Here is a 14,980-nt window from a genome sequence, read left to right on the forward strand (position 1 = left end):
CATTTCACAACAGTTTAGTTTTAACAAATGTTTTCTTGCAGATTGAATCATCGTAATCTTATTATATCTGTTTTTTGCTAAAACCCACAATTTAATATCACTATCTTTATCCCCTAATTTACCTTGATGAATGCCAGAAACAAACCGTATAGAATACAAACGAGAACTGTCCGATGGGCTTGAAAAAGAGGTCATTGCTTTTTTGAACTATCGCGAGGGTGGTATTCTCTATATCGGTATTGACAAAAACGAGAATGTTTACGGTTTGGCGGATTCGGATGGCGACCAACTTAAGATTAAGGATAGGCTAAAGAACAACATCCGACCTTTCGCATTGGGTCTGTTTGACATCGTGAGCGAGGAACGGGATGGTAAAGACATCCTTAAAATTATTGTCGCCAGCGGTCCTGAAAAACTGTATCATCTTAGAAAGTATGGGATGAGCGAAAAGGGGTGTTTTATCCGTATGGGTTCATCTGCAGAGCCAATGTCCCAAAAGATGATAGACGAGCTCTTTGCTAAGCGCACACGAAATTCCATCAGCAAAATTAAATCTGGACGACAGGACCTGAGCTTTGGACAGTTGAAAATCTATTACGAAGAAGCTGGCTATAATTTGGGGAAAGCCTTTACAAAGAACCTGGAATTGCTTACCGAAGATGGCGCATTCAATTACGCAGGCTATCTTTTAGCTGACAAGAACAATACCTCTATTAAAGTGGCCAAGTATTCAGGCAAGACCCGAACAGATCTCATTGAAAGTAACGAATATGGTCACGAATGCTTGGTAAAAGCGACCAAGCAGGTCATTGATAAGATTGCCGTCGAGAACAGAACAGCCACAAAAATTACCGCAAAGGAACGACAACAGGCCAATCTTTGGAATCCCATCGCCTTACGGGAAGCTATTATCAATGCATTTGTGCATTACGACTATACCAACGAGATTACCCCAAAGTTTGAAATCTTTTCGGACAGGATAGAAATTACATCAGCTGGTGGTCTGCCCGAAGGTTTGAGCAAAAAGGAATTTTTTGAGGGCTTTTCAGTCCCACGGAATAAAGAACTGATGCGAATTTTTAAGGATTTAGAACTGGTGGAACAATTAGGTTCTGGCATCCCTCGTATTTTGGAACACTATGGCAAAGAGAGTTTTAGTTTTTCTGATAACTTTCTTAGAATGACATTTGAGGCTAAAGAAACTACTGTTGATGAAGGTGGTGCAAAAGGTGGTCTAAAAGGTGGTCAAATAGGTGGTCAAATCGAAAAGGATATTGGTGCCATTTCTGAATTAACACATAGACAAAAAGAAGTTCTGAAGTTAATTGCTCAAGATAATCGAATAAGTCGTTCCGGTATTGCAGAAGTATTACATATCAATGAATCTGCAATTCAAAAACACCTCAATAATTTAAAGGATGCTGGATATATAGAGCGTGTGGGCGGAACAAGAGGCTATTGGGAAATCAATCTCGATAAAAATAAATAAATACGTTTTTCAAAAAGGCGATTTATCTTTTGAACCTCTGGCATCTGCCAGCCACTTACCGTTTTGCTTAACCAGTTTGAAAAGGCCGGGTGTTTTATCGTAAGCTGTTGTATATTTTACCCAAGCCACATCACCCATAATCGTGTCCTGCAAAACACTAAAATTGGAATCATCTTTTGGTGTAGCGTTGAACATATTTATGGTATTCATATAGTTAGAATAAGCCTGTGGTGTTGAGTTGGCTTTTAAGGTTTCTTCATCCTTTTCATAAAAGCTTTCGATAACAACTTGGGCTGTAGCACTTGGTCCTGAAACTTTAGTTGTGGAATCTGCACACGAAAGGAACAGCAATACGAGCGTGAAAACGATACTATTTTTCATAATGACTTTAATTTGGGTTATTGATATATCTGTACGATAGTTTCATTTCAATATTTCGTTCACCATCCTTTTCATTCAGTTCTAAAATTGCCCTACGGTCATTGGATAATGAAAATTTTGGCAATACATAAACGAACCGTACCGTTTCACCTTCTGCAATTTTTGAAGGCAGATTATGTTTGTAAATCGGCTCTTGATACAAACGTTGTAATGATTTCCTTTTTCCTTTTTGTCGTGTTTCAATCGAAAGGTTCAAGAAATTCAAATCGTAATCCAAGGTAGAATTATTCTCAATCTGGATGACGAAGTACAGTTCTTCTTTATCGAAAACGATATTCTCAACACGTAAAACAATACCTTCATTTCGCTTTTTGATTCGACCAATGCGCTGTTTCCTATTGAGAAGGTATGCGCAGAATTTTTGGTAATGGTACGTTCTGTTATCTACACGCTCTTCAGAAGATTCAGCAAGAATTGAATCGGTTACAATCGGTTTTTCATTTCCGATACTACTTGATATCGGAATAAAATAATTGAGCTTAGAAAGCTGTTTTTTATACCTTACAATATACGAAAAAATCGAGCCATTTCGGTTGATTACCAGCAAATTACTTTCCTTTCCAGGCTTGGCTTGCAACAGTCCAAAATATTGTTCTTTTTCACGATTGTAGGTAAAGACAAAATTATCTGAACCGGTTATACCTTGCCGAATAGGTTCTGGGAAGAATAGTGCCACATTTTTAGTGTCATTTGCATAAATGGTATCAAGTAAGTGGGTGGTTTGTGCGTTCGCTTTCGCGAAAGCGAAAACAAATACCATTATGAATATATAATTATATCGTCTCATAGTTTTGGTTTTAGGATTAATCTGTAATTGTTCAGGACGGTTACTTTTACCCTGCGGTTAGAACGCCTAAATACTTGTGTAAGTCCGCCAACTTGCGGTACGCTGGGAATATTAATATCGCCAATAACATCATCAAATACCTCTCTGGTTACCTCTTCCCTAAAGTTGTTTTCGACATAGATACCCTCACTACCGTCTTGCAAATCGAAGGCTTTTAGTTTAGTGGGATGGTGTTTAATATTCTCAATTTCAATTAAAGCACGATTGGGCTGGAAACTGATAAAGCCAAAAACAGGCGTGTTCTTTGGCATAAGTTTACCATTGATAGTAGCCGATTTGGTTAGGCGCATCCGTAATCGGGTATTTGCTTGAACAACCTGGTCACCATCTACGACTACGTAAATCGTTTCATCAGTATTGCCGATAATTGAAACTTCATTGGGCTTGGGCGAGGCCGCAAAGAACAGTTGATGTTCCAGGCCCAATTCTTCGGCTTCAATTTTTTGTTCTCTTTTAACTTCAGCAGAATCCACCTTTGGTGTTGTTTGTTGAACAACTCGCTTTTGTCCCAAATTTTGATAGCGTTTTTCGGAATACTTAATCTTGCCAGCCTTGTAAATACTATCCACAATGCGTTGCTTTTTTTGTTCTGGCAAATCAGGATTGTACAGTCCCGTAGAATCCAAGAGCTTTTCATCGTAGATGCTCGGTGCGGTGCTTTCACGCACTTCCTTGAGGTCGTTTATGGCATCGAGTTTGGAATCGTATTCCTTTTGGTCATCTTCCAGTTCAGGAACAAGCGTCTGTTGCAAGGTGTCTTCATCATTGTCCTCATCTTCCATAAGCATTACTGAATACGAGATAAGGAAGAGGAAAATGATGGCGAGTACACCAGCAAAAATGATTTTATTCTTTTCTACTTTCATAATCTATTTTTCTTAAAGTGTTTTCGAAATAATTGGTAATCAACAATCCGTGTGGATTGTTGGGAAAGTTTCGGTCTACCATAATCAAGTTTCCTGTAGATACCAATTCGTAAGTGTCAATGACTGAACCTCTATTGATTTCAAAAATGGTTACTGTCCTGAAGACGTAGCTTCCGTTTTGCTGCTCTACTTGCGAATCGATGCTCAGCACTCTTTGAACAAGGGAATACTGAAGCAATCGATTATAGACACCATCAGCCTTTTTCTGACGGTAGAGATTATCCACCGAGCTGTTGGCCAGCCAAAGAGCCTTTTCCAGATTGCGTTCGTAGTTGCTGGCATCGATGTTATAGAAGTAGTTATGGAACAGTTCTAAGTGAGCCAGAGCTTCGACCCTGAAATTTTCCTTTTGAGTTACGAGCTTTAACGGAATGATACTGCCATCGGTATTGATAGCAAAGGCACTATTGAGAGCAGTTTTGTTCATATTATAAACCATTAAAAGCGAAAAGCTGCTGGATAGCAACGCACAGATGACTACTGCCAAAACAATAAGCCGATTCAGTTTCAATATTTTGTATATGTTCTTGTAAGGTGTTTTCATTCTGAATGGAATTAGTTGGTAAATAATCTGAGGGTAAACGAGGTTGCACGTCTATACAATTTGAATTTTAGAAAAACGATAAAGCCAACTGAGCCCAGTTGAACTACAGGCGCAAAAAAGCCCTGACCTGTATCGGTTCCGAACAGGTTAACCCAGAAATTGGTATTTATTTCCGTGTAAATGGCATTGATAAACACATTGACCAGAAAGAATGCTGGTACGAGCATATAAACGGCAGCGTACAGTTTAAAGAAGGTATAGGCGAGCGAACGGAATTTTTCAAAAACTGCCAAACTAATGACCAATGGAAAAAACGCCTGCATTATTCCCAAGAGGAAAAAGCGTTCTGCTAAAAACAGCGGATAGATAAACAAATCCAATATCCAAAGTATGGTGCTTAGGATAAAGGCCAATATCTTGAACCCATATAATGGTGTTACCAATGCCTCATACAAAAGCGTCATTGCCGAGCTTGCGGCATCAAAAAGGCTGACATCTTCCTCTAATGGTATATCCTGCATTTGCAATGGAAGTAACGCAGGTGCCGTGCCCCTATATTGTTCCTCGATGGCTACCAATATCCCATCAAAGAATCCTAACACCTGCGTTGAAAATATGACCAATAGGACAATGGCAAAATTCTTTGCCAATTCGCCCGGACTCAACCCCCAAGTGTAACCGTCCTTGTCAGCAATACCTTCGTTGTATTTTTTAAGGATGTTGACCAAGAAAAATAGGACAGCAAGTGTTTTCATTCCGGCAATAGTGTATTGCGAAAAGTCGCTGGCCTGTATGGTCTGGAACACCGTATCGATGTATTCCAAGCCAATTCCTAAAATGATGGTCGCAGTCATTGTTAATATCCTATTTCTCGATTATTGACTTTATCCTGCATCTTTCTGAATGAAATAATATCACGATAGCGTTTTGTTTTCATAGTGATGCTGGAAACCATCTGCTTCGATTCCAGTTCCTTGGTTTTCAGGACTTCGGCGCGTTCGGCATCACTCATTTTTAGATAATCACTTGAGAGAACTTCGTCTATAAAATCCACCGTGTCCAAGGAATTTTGTACAATGGTTTCGAAAGAACCCATAACCTTGTCAATTTCCTCGGGTTTGATGTAGGGGGAATTGAGAATATCCTGAAGGTCATTTTGCATTACATCAATAAGGCGCTGATTGTTCTGTGCGATTTCCTCAACTGCCCTAAGCTGTTGGACAACGCTTGAAACTTTTTCAATAGCTTCTTTGGCATCCTTGAGAAATTTTACGGACTTAATCATTTCTGCGGTCTGTTTACCCGATTCCAATAGCTGTTTAACCAAACTGATGAAGTTGGTATTGTCATAGACTGGCATTCCCTGGCACGCAGCGCGTGCAGGCAATAAAAAGATGAATGCCGTTGCGATAATCAAGATTTTTGTTTTCATAACATTATGTTTTAGATGTGAATTGAATTATTGCTTTTTCCATATCCTGATGCTCATTGTAGAGCTTCATTATTTCCTCATTTTCCTTTCCATCCGTTAAGTAGGCGGCATAAACTTCCTTTGGAACTTCCAACCGGAAGATGTTGCTTTCCTTCCCGATTTTGATGAACATTTCGGTGTACTTCCGTGGTCCGGAAAGATTGTTCTTGATGGACTTTAACTGATTCAGGTCGTGGCTGGAAAGATTAAGGCGTTTGACCAGTTCATCATAACCCTTTTCATTGTTTAAGCTGTAAATGACCTGTGTATTTTCAAGAATACTGGCCGATGTAGAATTGTTGGGTAACTGATTGATGGATTGTAAAATAATACCGATAGCACCGTTTTGCTTTCTGATGGCTTGGTAGTAGAATTCCACACTTTCCAGTACATTATCAAACTTCAGTTGCTTCGCAAACTCATCGAACAGGATGATGCCCTTTTCGGCACGATTGCGCCAGATGGTTCTTTGGATGGCCGACTTGATGAGCTTGAGCATTACGGACAAGATTTCCTTATTGTCCTTCACTTCATCCAGTTCAAAAACAATCAATCGTTTGTCCTCAATTTTATAGGTTTGGTCCTCGCTAACTTCAAAGAGAAAACTATATAGACCATCGCCGACATACTCGGATATCACGTGCAGAAAGCTCGTTACATTAAAGTAGTCGGGATGGATTTTTAGGTCGCTCAGAATATCTTTTTGATGCCTTTCTATAAAATTGTAGAAGCCTTCCAGAGAATGGTTTTCAGAAGTGCTATCGTAATAATGACGCAGTATTTTTTTGATCGAAACGGATTGTGCTTTCGTCACTTTTAAATCAGAAGCAAACAATTCAAAAAGGAACACCGATAAATCTTCAAGCCGTTCCGGTGTTAGGTCATTTTTATCGCTAATAAAGAATGGGTTAATACCAAGGTTCTTTCCGCTCTCATAGCGAAGCACGGTGTACTTTTCGGGATAGAGCTTGGCAAATTTGGTGTAGGATCCACCCAAGTCAATAATGACCAAGCGGACACCTTTTTCAAAATACTGGCGCAGTATGTTATTGGCAAGGAACGATTTGCCTTCGCCCGTTGGGGCGAAAATGGCAAAGTTTCGTGCTTTGATACGCTTCTTTCGTTCATCCCAAACATCTTTAAGAACTGGAATGTTATGCTCTCGGTCATTAAAGATGATTCCGGTATCGTCAGATTTGTAGTTGGTATTGTTAATGGACAGGCAAAGTGCTTGTTTCAAATCTGTTACATACAAATCATTGTTCGAGAAGTTGGATGAAAAACAGCAATAGCTGTTCAGGATGTAATTCTTGCGTTCTTCACCTCTTGGATAATATGGGATGATATCCAGTTCCTTGAACTCGGTCTTGATTTTTGAAGTAATGGAATCCAGACTTTTTTTGTCCTTTGCCCAATAGACCACATTCAAATGACCTCGGATAATCCGTGCATTGTCATCGGCATTGATTTGGTCAAGGATGTGCTGGATTTTACCAAGAACCACCTTATTCTGCGAACCGAAATTGGAACTTTTGTTAAGCTCTTCTATTTTCTTGTCGAGCAGCTTTCGCCATTTCTGTTTATCATCCAAATACAAAATTTGGTTTACGATATGGTTCTCGTTCAACGTAAGCCCTAAGCCATCAATAAACCCTTGATGAAATACAAAATCGTCAGAAGTGAATTTCTCATTGGTCTTGCTACTTTGTACACTTTCGCCAAAGCACAGTTCGCTGTTGACGGCCAGGGCATCAAAATGATTGTCACCGATGGTGACGTTTTTCTTTTCCAGTAGGATGTCGGTATCAAATCCTTCACTAAATCCATTGAAGTATGAGCTGGTCAAGTCTTCTATTTCTTTCGCTTGAAGCGGAATAAAACGCATCTTTCTACTATTGTTGATGAAGGACACCGAATCGCTGACCGCATTGGCAAATACCTTAATGTTGTCATCCATTTGCTGGACAATCCCCTTAGAAACCTTCCGGAACGGATTGACATATTTAGAATTGTTGAGTGCCTTGTTTTTAGTCAGGATAAAGAACAGATAGCATTGGTGCTCTATATAACCAAGTCCCTTAAAATGGTTGTGGGTGGCCTTTTCAAGAAAAGATGTGTTGGGCAATTGTTCTGAAGAGTAGGACTTCTTTAAATAGATATCCTGTTTATGAACCACCGTTCCAACAGGTAGTGACTTCAAGGCTTGGAACCACGCACCGTGTATATCCTCAAAGTCCTTTTCAGAAAGCGAATAGATTTCTGGCAGATTCCCTTTATAGCACAACACCACATTGCCATTATTGGCAAAGACGATATTATCCTGAATATCTGCAATGGGTTGATATGCTGAGAGGTTCATCTTATTCATATTCAAAACCTGAGTTACGCTTGTTGCTGATGATTTTTGGAAAAGGATTACCCATTTGGAAAAGCTGCGGATTGTTGGCTATTCGAGTCAAGGCAATATAAAGTCCACCATTAAAGACCATTAGCCCGATGATGATGCCAAAGCTGAAGGAAAAAATGATGATGAGCAGTGATGCCAAAATAGATACCATCATCAAGGCAAATAGCGAAATGGGCAGGCCAAATATGACCGCCCGTTTCCGCATATTTCTATAGACTTCAAACTTCTTCACTACACTACGATGCCTATGAGATAGGTGAAGATTCCAACTACCGCGCCTGCGATTAAAACAAATACCAAGACTCGCGTGATTCCTTTTTTGAGGTCTGCGTTTTCACCAAAGAAATGACCTGCATTAAAAAGGAATCCAATAAGGAATATGACCCCTAAGATGATTGGGAAAATGGCTCTGATGGTATCGGAAACATCGTTGACCGAATCTTCAATACCACCAATCTGTGCAAAAAGCGATGTGGATAAGAGCGAAAGAAAGCCCGCCAAATAATATGTTTTTTTCATAACGAATGGGTTTAAATTTTTGGTTCATTTTCGTTATGTGAAATTTACATATATTTGAATATAAATAACTGAAAATCAAATATTTGTGAATAAAATATTATTTGATATTATTTAGTTTTCGATGTTATTATTTGACATCAAATTCTATGAAATTTTGAAGTGGAACTGTTAATAAGAGAAAAATTGAAAATGAAAAAGTGGCTCAAAAACGTCAGTTTTATGATTTTGCTTCTCAAAAGTTGCATCTTTTTGGGTCAGGATTTGGATGAGAAAAAAATCATCGTAATTGACCCTGGCCACGGCGGAAATGATTCCGGTGCAATTGGGGTAAATAACTTAAAGGAAAAGAGTATAACCTTGGAAATAGCAAGGTTGATTTCAGAATTGGCCGAGAAAAACCACAATAAAACTGTGGAAATTTATCAAACACGTTATAGCGATACCTTAATTTCTTTAAGTGATAGGGGCAAGCTGGCCAAAGTTCTAAATGCAGATTTGTTCCTGTCCTTGCATTGCAATCATTCGGATAATCCTAATGCTCGTGGTGTAGAAATCTATGTGTTCAATCAAAGGTCGAAGTTTTTGGATGAAGCAACTTGGTTGGCGTTTCAATTACAAGCTGATTTGAATGACAAGTTGGGATTTGAAAGTAGAGGCGTAAAGTTTTCCAATTTTCAGGTGCTTCGGGAAACGAAGGACTTTATGCCATCCGTTCTATTGGAATTGGGGTTTTTAAGTCATCCTAAAGAGGAAAAATATCTTGTAGTCACAAAGAATATTACACTCTTGGCGAACATCATATTAAAATCAATAAACAATTAATCAATGAAAGAACTATCTCAAAAAATTTTACATAGTCTTAAAGCAATTTCAAAAACGACATAGAAGTAATAATTTCTTATATCAAAATGTCTATTTGATTGAGAACGGGATTATATAGGTCAACCGTATTGTCTGGTGATTCAATAGATAGAATTAAACTGTACCTGACTTGACTATTGTAACGCAACAATTTTTTTCTGGTACGCCACCAACCATTGACAGGATAAATGGCAACTTTATTTCTGGTAGCTAAGTCGGCAGCGGTGCCTTTCCAAATATCTTTATGCACAGAGCCCTTATCCCGAACTTTATTTCCGATAATCCAACTTTCTCCGGAATACGAACCATTTTGGTCTTCTAATCTAGCTTCGCGATTTACTCTTTCCCGAAAATGTTCAATAGTTTCACCCGAATCAATCATTTTAAACCGCAGACCGTGAGATTGATAGTAATATGATTTACTGTATTGCTTGTTGCCGGGGTTTGGTTCTATAAAATAACATAATGTGGCCGTAAGGGTTACTTCGCTATCAAATAATCCCGTTAGAACATCGGTAGGCCAAGGTAAACTGTGTAAATGCATTTGATTTGTTTTAACCGTACCATCATCAAGTATAAAAGGACTCAAAGATTCTTGCGCAATAAAGGTAAGTGAATTGTTTGCGCTTCTTACAGCTTTTTGAAAATCGGGAACGCCGTACCCAAAAGTTCTTAGAAGCCTGATTTGTTCTGTGTTGTTCAATTCCTGTATAGCCCTGTTACCAAGCATTTCATTTGTCCAATCGGCCGAATGAACAAGAAGGCCCTTTATGGTTTCTGGCCATAATGTGGGATATTGCGAAGTTAGCATTGCTGCATACCTAGAGGCCAAAGCTGTAGCTCCACTGGTATCACCAAAGCTGGAAAGAGGTTCGGTTCTAAAATTTTTTCCAACGGAAAGTACTCTTAGTGAATCTGGGTCGATTATACCTCCGTTATGAATACCATAATTGCCACCTTCCATAACCAGTTCTGGCTTTAGAGCCCAATTGTTTTCCCACATTACTGAAGTGCTATTGCTTGGTGACATACCACCTGCAGGTACTAAAGGTGTTGCTCCATTAAATTGACCTTGGTCTATGACGGTTTTTTGGGTAAATGAACCAATGGTAAGTGCATTGAAGGCCTGTGCAGGGTCGTGTATAGATTCTTCAAAATTCTTTTGTGGATATTCCGAAATATTAAATATCACGGTATTTCCGCTTGAGACACAGAACAGTGATTTGTCATCAGTTGTACCTTCCTCTCCAAAAGCAATTTTATCTACGGAGCTTGACCACGATGATGGTTTACCTTTGTCACGTCCATCAGTAGCAGTTACCGCCATTGCTAATACTCGCTTGTTGGTAGGGTTTAGAATTATTGCCCTGGCAATGGCTTCTTCCGTTACTGCACCATATAATTCAGGTTGATGCGGGTTGTTGGGATGAATTAATTTGATAGATTCAAGCCGATGGAATATTTCAATATTTGAGTTGTCCTGCAATAAATCGGTAAGGTCTCCATAAAGTGCAATTCCTGCCATTGGTGTTCCGTGGCCGTGGGGATGTGTGTCGGCATTTCCCCATTCAGGGTTTACGGAATCCATATTGTCTTCTGGGATAAAACCCTGTAGCAAGGAATGACCTCGGTTTACACCTGTGTCCAATAAGCAGATTATAACGGAATCATCAGTGGTTCTATCAATCGTTCTATTTCTTAGGTCCTCAACCCAATCGTTGGCATCATCGTTATTTAATCCTGTGAAAAAATCAGCAGCTTCTTTGGGTTTTCTTAATTCTGCTAGTTTATCAGTATATAACAGAGTAGTTGATAGTTCTCTTGCTGTACCTCGAATCATTCGAACAATGTGCTCTGGGAACAACAATCTCCGTTCAGCAACCACAATTACATTATCTAAGAGCATATTTATCATCTCCTCATCTTCACGGATGTCGTTTTGTGAGTTGTCTCGTCGTAACCAAACTTCCCACCAAACTTCTTCATCGAGACCAGGAAAATCGATTTCATCCTCTTGCCAAAAACTTGCCAAAGTAGCCTGCTGTATATTAGCAATATTATTGAGCAGCTTAGTGTTTCTAGGGTTACCGGAATCACTGTCCTTCTCGGGATCTAGATAAGCTTCGATTTTTCTCAGGAATTTGGATATTCCATTGGTGTTTAAAAACACACAAGCCCTGTAGCGTTCGTGTTCCTGACCGTCAATTATGACTTTTTCCAATTTTGACGATACAAAACGATGGTCGCCACTTCTACCATCTTCAAAACTATCAAAGGCCAAAAGGCAATCCTTTTCAGAAATAAACTCCAGATATACAAAATCCATATCTGTATTTTGCCTAAAGGCCATTTCAGCCATTTGAAGCTGGTTGCGCAACGCATTTCCGTGAGTGTTTCTATTTCTCCCAATTGGAGTTACTCTATCCCGTCCTGTGCTTGGGCTTGTATAAGACTCGGTAGATGCATACCCAGAAAGAATTATGTGTTCTAAGTTTCTAGGCATTTATAAATTAAAACTTGGTCTTTTTATTTTGGATAAATTTAAAAAGAGTAGCGGAAGACACTTTTTCTGTGTTTTGTACAATCATCTCCTTAATTGCATCCTTACAAGCATTGGAAACGTCCGCAAAACTAAGTCCTACAGCCTCTTTGGCAAGTGCATTCACGGTTTTGCCTTTGGCAAGCGAGTACCCCTTTAACTGAACTTTGATGAGTTCGGCAATTTCCTTGCTGCTTGGTAAAGGATATTGTATAATGTCATCGAATCTCCTGAATAACGCCTTATCAAGAGATTCAGGAATATTGGTAGCGGCAATCAACAAACTATTCGATTGGTCTTTCTCAATATTCATTAAAAAACTGTTTAGAACACGCTTGATTTCCCCGACATCGTTACCATAGCTGCGATTTGAACCTATGGAATCAAATTCATCAAACAGGTAAACCGCTCTATGTTGGTACATCGAATCAAATATCAATTTAAGCTTTGCTATAGACTCACCCATATAGCGACTAATCAATCCATCCAAACGGATAATGAACAATGGAATTTCCAAGTCGCCAGCAATTGCTTTGGCCGTCATTGTTTTTCCACAACCAGGAGGGCCAACTAGCATTAATTTTCGCCTTGGTTCTAAATTATGCTGTAAGAGCTGATCAAATTTCAGTTGTTCTGAGAGAATACGTTCAATAGCTTCCGAAACTTGTTCGGTCAAAACCATATCCTTGGTTTTGATATGTGGTCTATAAACTTCTAGTAAATCCTTTAACTCTCTTTGGGCTTCATTTACAGGAAGAATTCTTGTTTTTGAAACTGAATCGACTTTTCGCTTTGACTTGATTTTTTCAATCAAGACCTTCAATTCCTCAGCAAGTTTTGTATGCCCTTTTTTGGCTTCAGAAGCGGCAATTTGCATTGCGGTGGTGTAAAAACGATTATCGTCTTCGTCACCAAAACTTTGTAATAATGCCTTTATTTTTTCTGCCGCTGCCAAATTATTTTTAACAAAAATAGTAAAATGAAAATTTTAATTCTCTAGCAATTGCATATTTATTTTCTCTTATCCCCAGCCGCCTTATCAAAAGCAATCAAATTAAAGAGTTCACGCATCCGGCTTCGGACACGATTGCCGTAGCGTTCTTCCAGTTCTTCGGCGTTAAGGTTAGTGGTGGCGTGGGTCTTGATTTTTCGCTTGGTGGAAAGGTAAAGCTCGTAGCGTGATAAAAGTACTTCGCCCATTACGTTCAAGTCCTTGCCATAAAATCGGCCAGCAGGTTCAACTCCCAAATCGTCAAAACAATAGAATTTGGTATTGCCATATTCCTCGACCGTTTTAAAGCCCAAATGGTTAAACCCAAAGGTTACGTTTCGGCAGGGAATCACTTCATACGGACGTTGTAAGGGTACGATATGCCGTAATAATTTCATCAGGCTTGTTTTTCCGCATCCCACAGGGCCGGAAAGCAGTATGCCCTTGTCAATATCAATGCCATTTGCGTTGCAATATTCCTTGTCTTTGATAAAGTAGGAACAGAGCTTCAAGAGAATATCTCTGTCCTCATCATAAATCCTAAACTTTTTGCCGAACAACAGCTTTCCTTTGGCATTCAGGTAAATTATGATTTTAGGAAAATCGTACACTATGCTTTTCCCGTCGAATGTTCCGATCGAATATTCCACGCTACCTTCTGTGATTTTAGAGGGGTTGTCCATAGTCTTTTGTTTTAGTGGTACGCAGGTTGTCCTTGATTTGGGATGCTTGTTTTTTGTTTGGTTTGTTTTCGGTGTCGAACAGTTCGGTACGGTCCATCCAGTTGATGGCCACCGCACGCCAGTCACGAATCGGTTCCCCATCGCCTGTTTGCCAATTTCGATCAGTATAGTGCTGATAGAATTTTTCCGCTTCATCGGCATCAAAATTCTTTTCCTCAAAAAAATCAGTGACGGCCTGACAGTCCTTTGGCTGTTTTATATAGTTTTCCTCTTTGGTATTGTTTGTATTAGATACCAATGCTTGTCCGCTGGTGGGACGGTGCGGGTTCACTACCTGTCCGTTTTTGGGATGGTTGTGTCCTCCAAGCGGTACACCTCTGGGATAGTACTGTTCCGCAAGCTGTTCTAAAATGGGATTGTACTGTCCCGCATCCGGTTCATCACTTGTCCCGATAATGGACATCTTCACTTTGCTGCCCTTGTACGGATTGTTTGAAGGAAAATAGGAGAGGTATTGCCAACCGTCCAAATCGACGATGCATCTGTGGTAGGTAGATTTTGAGCCAATCTTGGCCACACGCATCAGCTCTCGGCGGTTCACGTAGAACTCTTCGGCAAAACGGTTGCTGTTCCATTCCTGGAACAGGGCCATATACAGGCTGATATGGGTCGGGTTTAGGCGGTCATCAAAATAGAACTTTTCAAAAGCCGCATTGAGTAGCTTTATGTAGTTCATCGTTTACGGATTTAGACCGTGGTGCACACGGTTAGCATCCATAACCTTTTGAATTTCCTCGGCATCGTAGTAGATTATTCCACCAACCTTTGTATAGGGCAATGTGCCATTGATGCGTAGGTTTTGAAGTGTTCCCGGACTGACTTGAAGTAAGTCCATAACCTCGGATGATTTAAGGTATTTCTTGAGCCTGCCCTTCGATTGTTTGGCAAGCAGGTTTTTGATGTCATCGAGCAATTCCATTTTGAACTCCCGAAGGTCGTCTGTGGTTATAATACTTGTTGGCATAATAGAACGGTTTAAAAGAAAGGGACTGCCGCTTTGCTTTCAACTAATTTGACAGGCCCTGACCCAATTTGACTTTCGTTCTACAAATTTGATATGGATTATTGGATTTTCTTCCCCAGTACGACCGTACTACGGTCAAAATTTAACATCTTGAAATTTGGTATGCTTTGGTGCGGTTTGATATAGTTGATGCCGAAATTTATACTTAAATCGAACTGAATTTTATGGACATTCGCTG

The 14,980-nt window shown here is 39.6% G+C and carries 16 protein-coding genes; 2 read left to right on the forward strand and 14 right to left on the reverse strand.

The genetic code is table 11. The features are described from left to right. Nucleotides 1–130 precede the first annotated feature (130 nt). Nucleotides 131–1,489 (forward strand): RNA/DNA-binding domain-containing protein, encoded by a 1,359-nt coding sequence (locus D1013_RS03315; protein WP_121847530.1) that lies wholly within the window; start codon nucleotides 131–133, stop codon nucleotides 1,487–1,489. 9 nt (nucleotides 1,490–1,498) lie between these two features. On the opposite strand, the gene D1013_RS03320 is transcribed toward D1013_RS03315, so the two are convergent. The 9 genes from D1013_RS03320 to D1013_RS03360 are packed head-to-tail and all read right to left on the reverse strand — an operon-like array spanning nucleotide 1,499 to nucleotide 8,644. Further along, complete coding sequence (locus D1013_RS03320; protein WP_121847531.1) at nucleotides 1,499–1,870, reverse strand: hypothetical protein; 372 nt, start codon at nucleotides 1,868–1,870, stop codon at nucleotides 1,499–1,501. A gap of 7 nt (nucleotides 1,871–1,877) precedes the next feature. Then, nucleotides 1,878–2,717 (reverse strand): DUF4138 domain-containing protein, encoded by an 840-nt coding sequence (locus tag D1013_RS03325; RefSeq protein ID WP_121847532.1) that lies wholly within the window; start codon nucleotides 2,715–2,717, stop codon nucleotides 1,878–1,880. Next, entirely contained in the window at nucleotides 2,714–3,643 is a 930-nt protein-coding gene (gene traM, locus D1013_RS03330; RefSeq protein ID WP_121847533.1) for a conjugative transposon protein TraM, read from the reverse strand. Before traM ends, D1013_RS03325 begins: the two co-directional genes overlap by 4 nt. After that, complete coding sequence (locus tag D1013_RS03335) at nucleotides 3,624–4,247, reverse strand: conjugal transfer protein TraK (RefSeq protein WP_121847534.1); 624 nt, start codon at nucleotides 4,245–4,247, stop codon at nucleotides 3,624–3,626. The genes traM and D1013_RS03335 overlap by 20 nt, the downstream gene beginning before the upstream one ends. Before the next feature lie 11 nt (nucleotides 4,248–4,258). Beyond that, nucleotides 4,259–5,101 carry a hypothetical protein gene (locus tag D1013_RS03340; RefSeq protein ID WP_121847535.1) on the reverse strand — a complete coding sequence of 281 codons (843 nt, stop codon included), beginning with the start codon at nucleotides 5,099–5,101 and terminating at the stop codon, nucleotides 4,259–4,261. Nucleotides 5,102–5,103: 2 nt separating this feature from the next. Further along, nucleotides 5,104–5,679: a conjugal transfer protein gene (locus D1013_RS03345; protein WP_121847536.1), complete on the reverse strand. Its 576-nt coding sequence runs from the start codon at nucleotides 5,677–5,679 to the stop codon at nucleotides 5,104–5,106. A 4-nt stretch (nucleotides 5,680–5,683) separates the two neighbouring features. Beyond that, complete coding sequence (locus tag D1013_RS03350; RefSeq protein WP_121847537.1) at nucleotides 5,684–8,086, reverse strand: TraG family conjugative transposon ATPase; 2,403 nt, start codon at nucleotides 8,084–8,086, stop codon at nucleotides 5,684–5,686. After that, a complete protein-coding gene (locus tag D1013_RS03355; protein WP_121847538.1) occupies nucleotides 8,079–8,357 on the reverse strand; it encodes a hypothetical protein in 279 nt (92 codons plus the stop codon). Before D1013_RS03355 ends, D1013_RS03350 begins: the two co-directional genes overlap by 8 nt. After that, the gene (locus tag D1013_RS03360) at nucleotides 8,357–8,644 is read right to left on the reverse strand and encodes a hypothetical protein (RefSeq protein WP_121847539.1); all 288 of its coding nucleotides are present in this window, start codon (nucleotides 8,642–8,644) and stop codon (nucleotides 8,357–8,359) included. Before D1013_RS03360 ends, D1013_RS03355 begins: the two co-directional genes overlap by 1 nt. 189 nt (nucleotides 8,645–8,833) lie before the next feature. On the opposite strand from D1013_RS03360, the gene D1013_RS03365 reads away from it, so the two are divergent. Beyond that, entirely contained in the window at nucleotides 8,834–9,466 is a 633-nt protein-coding gene (locus D1013_RS03365; RefSeq protein WP_121847540.1) for an N-acetylmuramoyl-L-alanine amidase family protein, read from the forward strand. Between the two features lie 76 nt (nucleotides 9,467–9,542). Here the strand turns inward: D1013_RS03365 and D1013_RS03370 are convergent, their stop codons facing one another. From D1013_RS03370 to D1013_RS03390, 5 genes are read right to left on the reverse strand one after another with little or no spacing between them, the layout of a single operon-like run. Then, nucleotides 9,543–12,008: a S8 family peptidase gene (locus tag D1013_RS03370; RefSeq protein WP_121847541.1), complete on the reverse strand. Its 2,466-nt coding sequence runs from the start codon at nucleotides 12,006–12,008 to the stop codon at nucleotides 9,543–9,545. 7 nt (nucleotides 12,009–12,015) lie between these two features. Continuing rightward, nucleotides 12,016–12,999 carry an AAA family ATPase gene (locus D1013_RS03375; RefSeq protein WP_121847542.1) on the reverse strand — a complete coding sequence of 328 codons (984 nt, stop codon included), beginning with the start codon at nucleotides 12,997–12,999 and terminating at the stop codon, nucleotides 12,016–12,018. Between the two features lie 56 nt (nucleotides 13,000–13,055). Further along, complete coding sequence (locus tag D1013_RS03380) at nucleotides 13,056–13,718, reverse strand: P-loop NTPase family protein (RefSeq protein ID WP_121847543.1); 663 nt, start codon at nucleotides 13,716–13,718, stop codon at nucleotides 13,056–13,058. Further along, the gene (locus tag D1013_RS03385) at nucleotides 13,702–14,454 is read right to left on the reverse strand and encodes a hypothetical protein (RefSeq protein WP_121847544.1); all 753 of its coding nucleotides are present in this window, start codon (nucleotides 14,452–14,454) and stop codon (nucleotides 13,702–13,704) included. Before D1013_RS03385 ends, D1013_RS03380 begins: the two co-directional genes overlap by 17 nt. 3 nt (nucleotides 14,455–14,457) lie before the next feature. After that, nucleotides 14,458–14,742: a helix-turn-helix domain-containing protein gene (locus D1013_RS03390; protein ID WP_121847545.1), complete on the reverse strand. Its 285-nt coding sequence runs from the start codon at nucleotides 14,740–14,742 to the stop codon at nucleotides 14,458–14,460. Between the last annotated feature and the right edge of the window lie 238 nt (nucleotides 14,743–14,980).

Source organism: Euzebyella marina, assembly GCF_003687485.1.
GTDB classification, from domain to species: Bacteria; Bacteroidota; Bacteroidia; order Flavobacteriales; family Flavobacteriaceae; genus Euzebyella; species Euzebyella marina.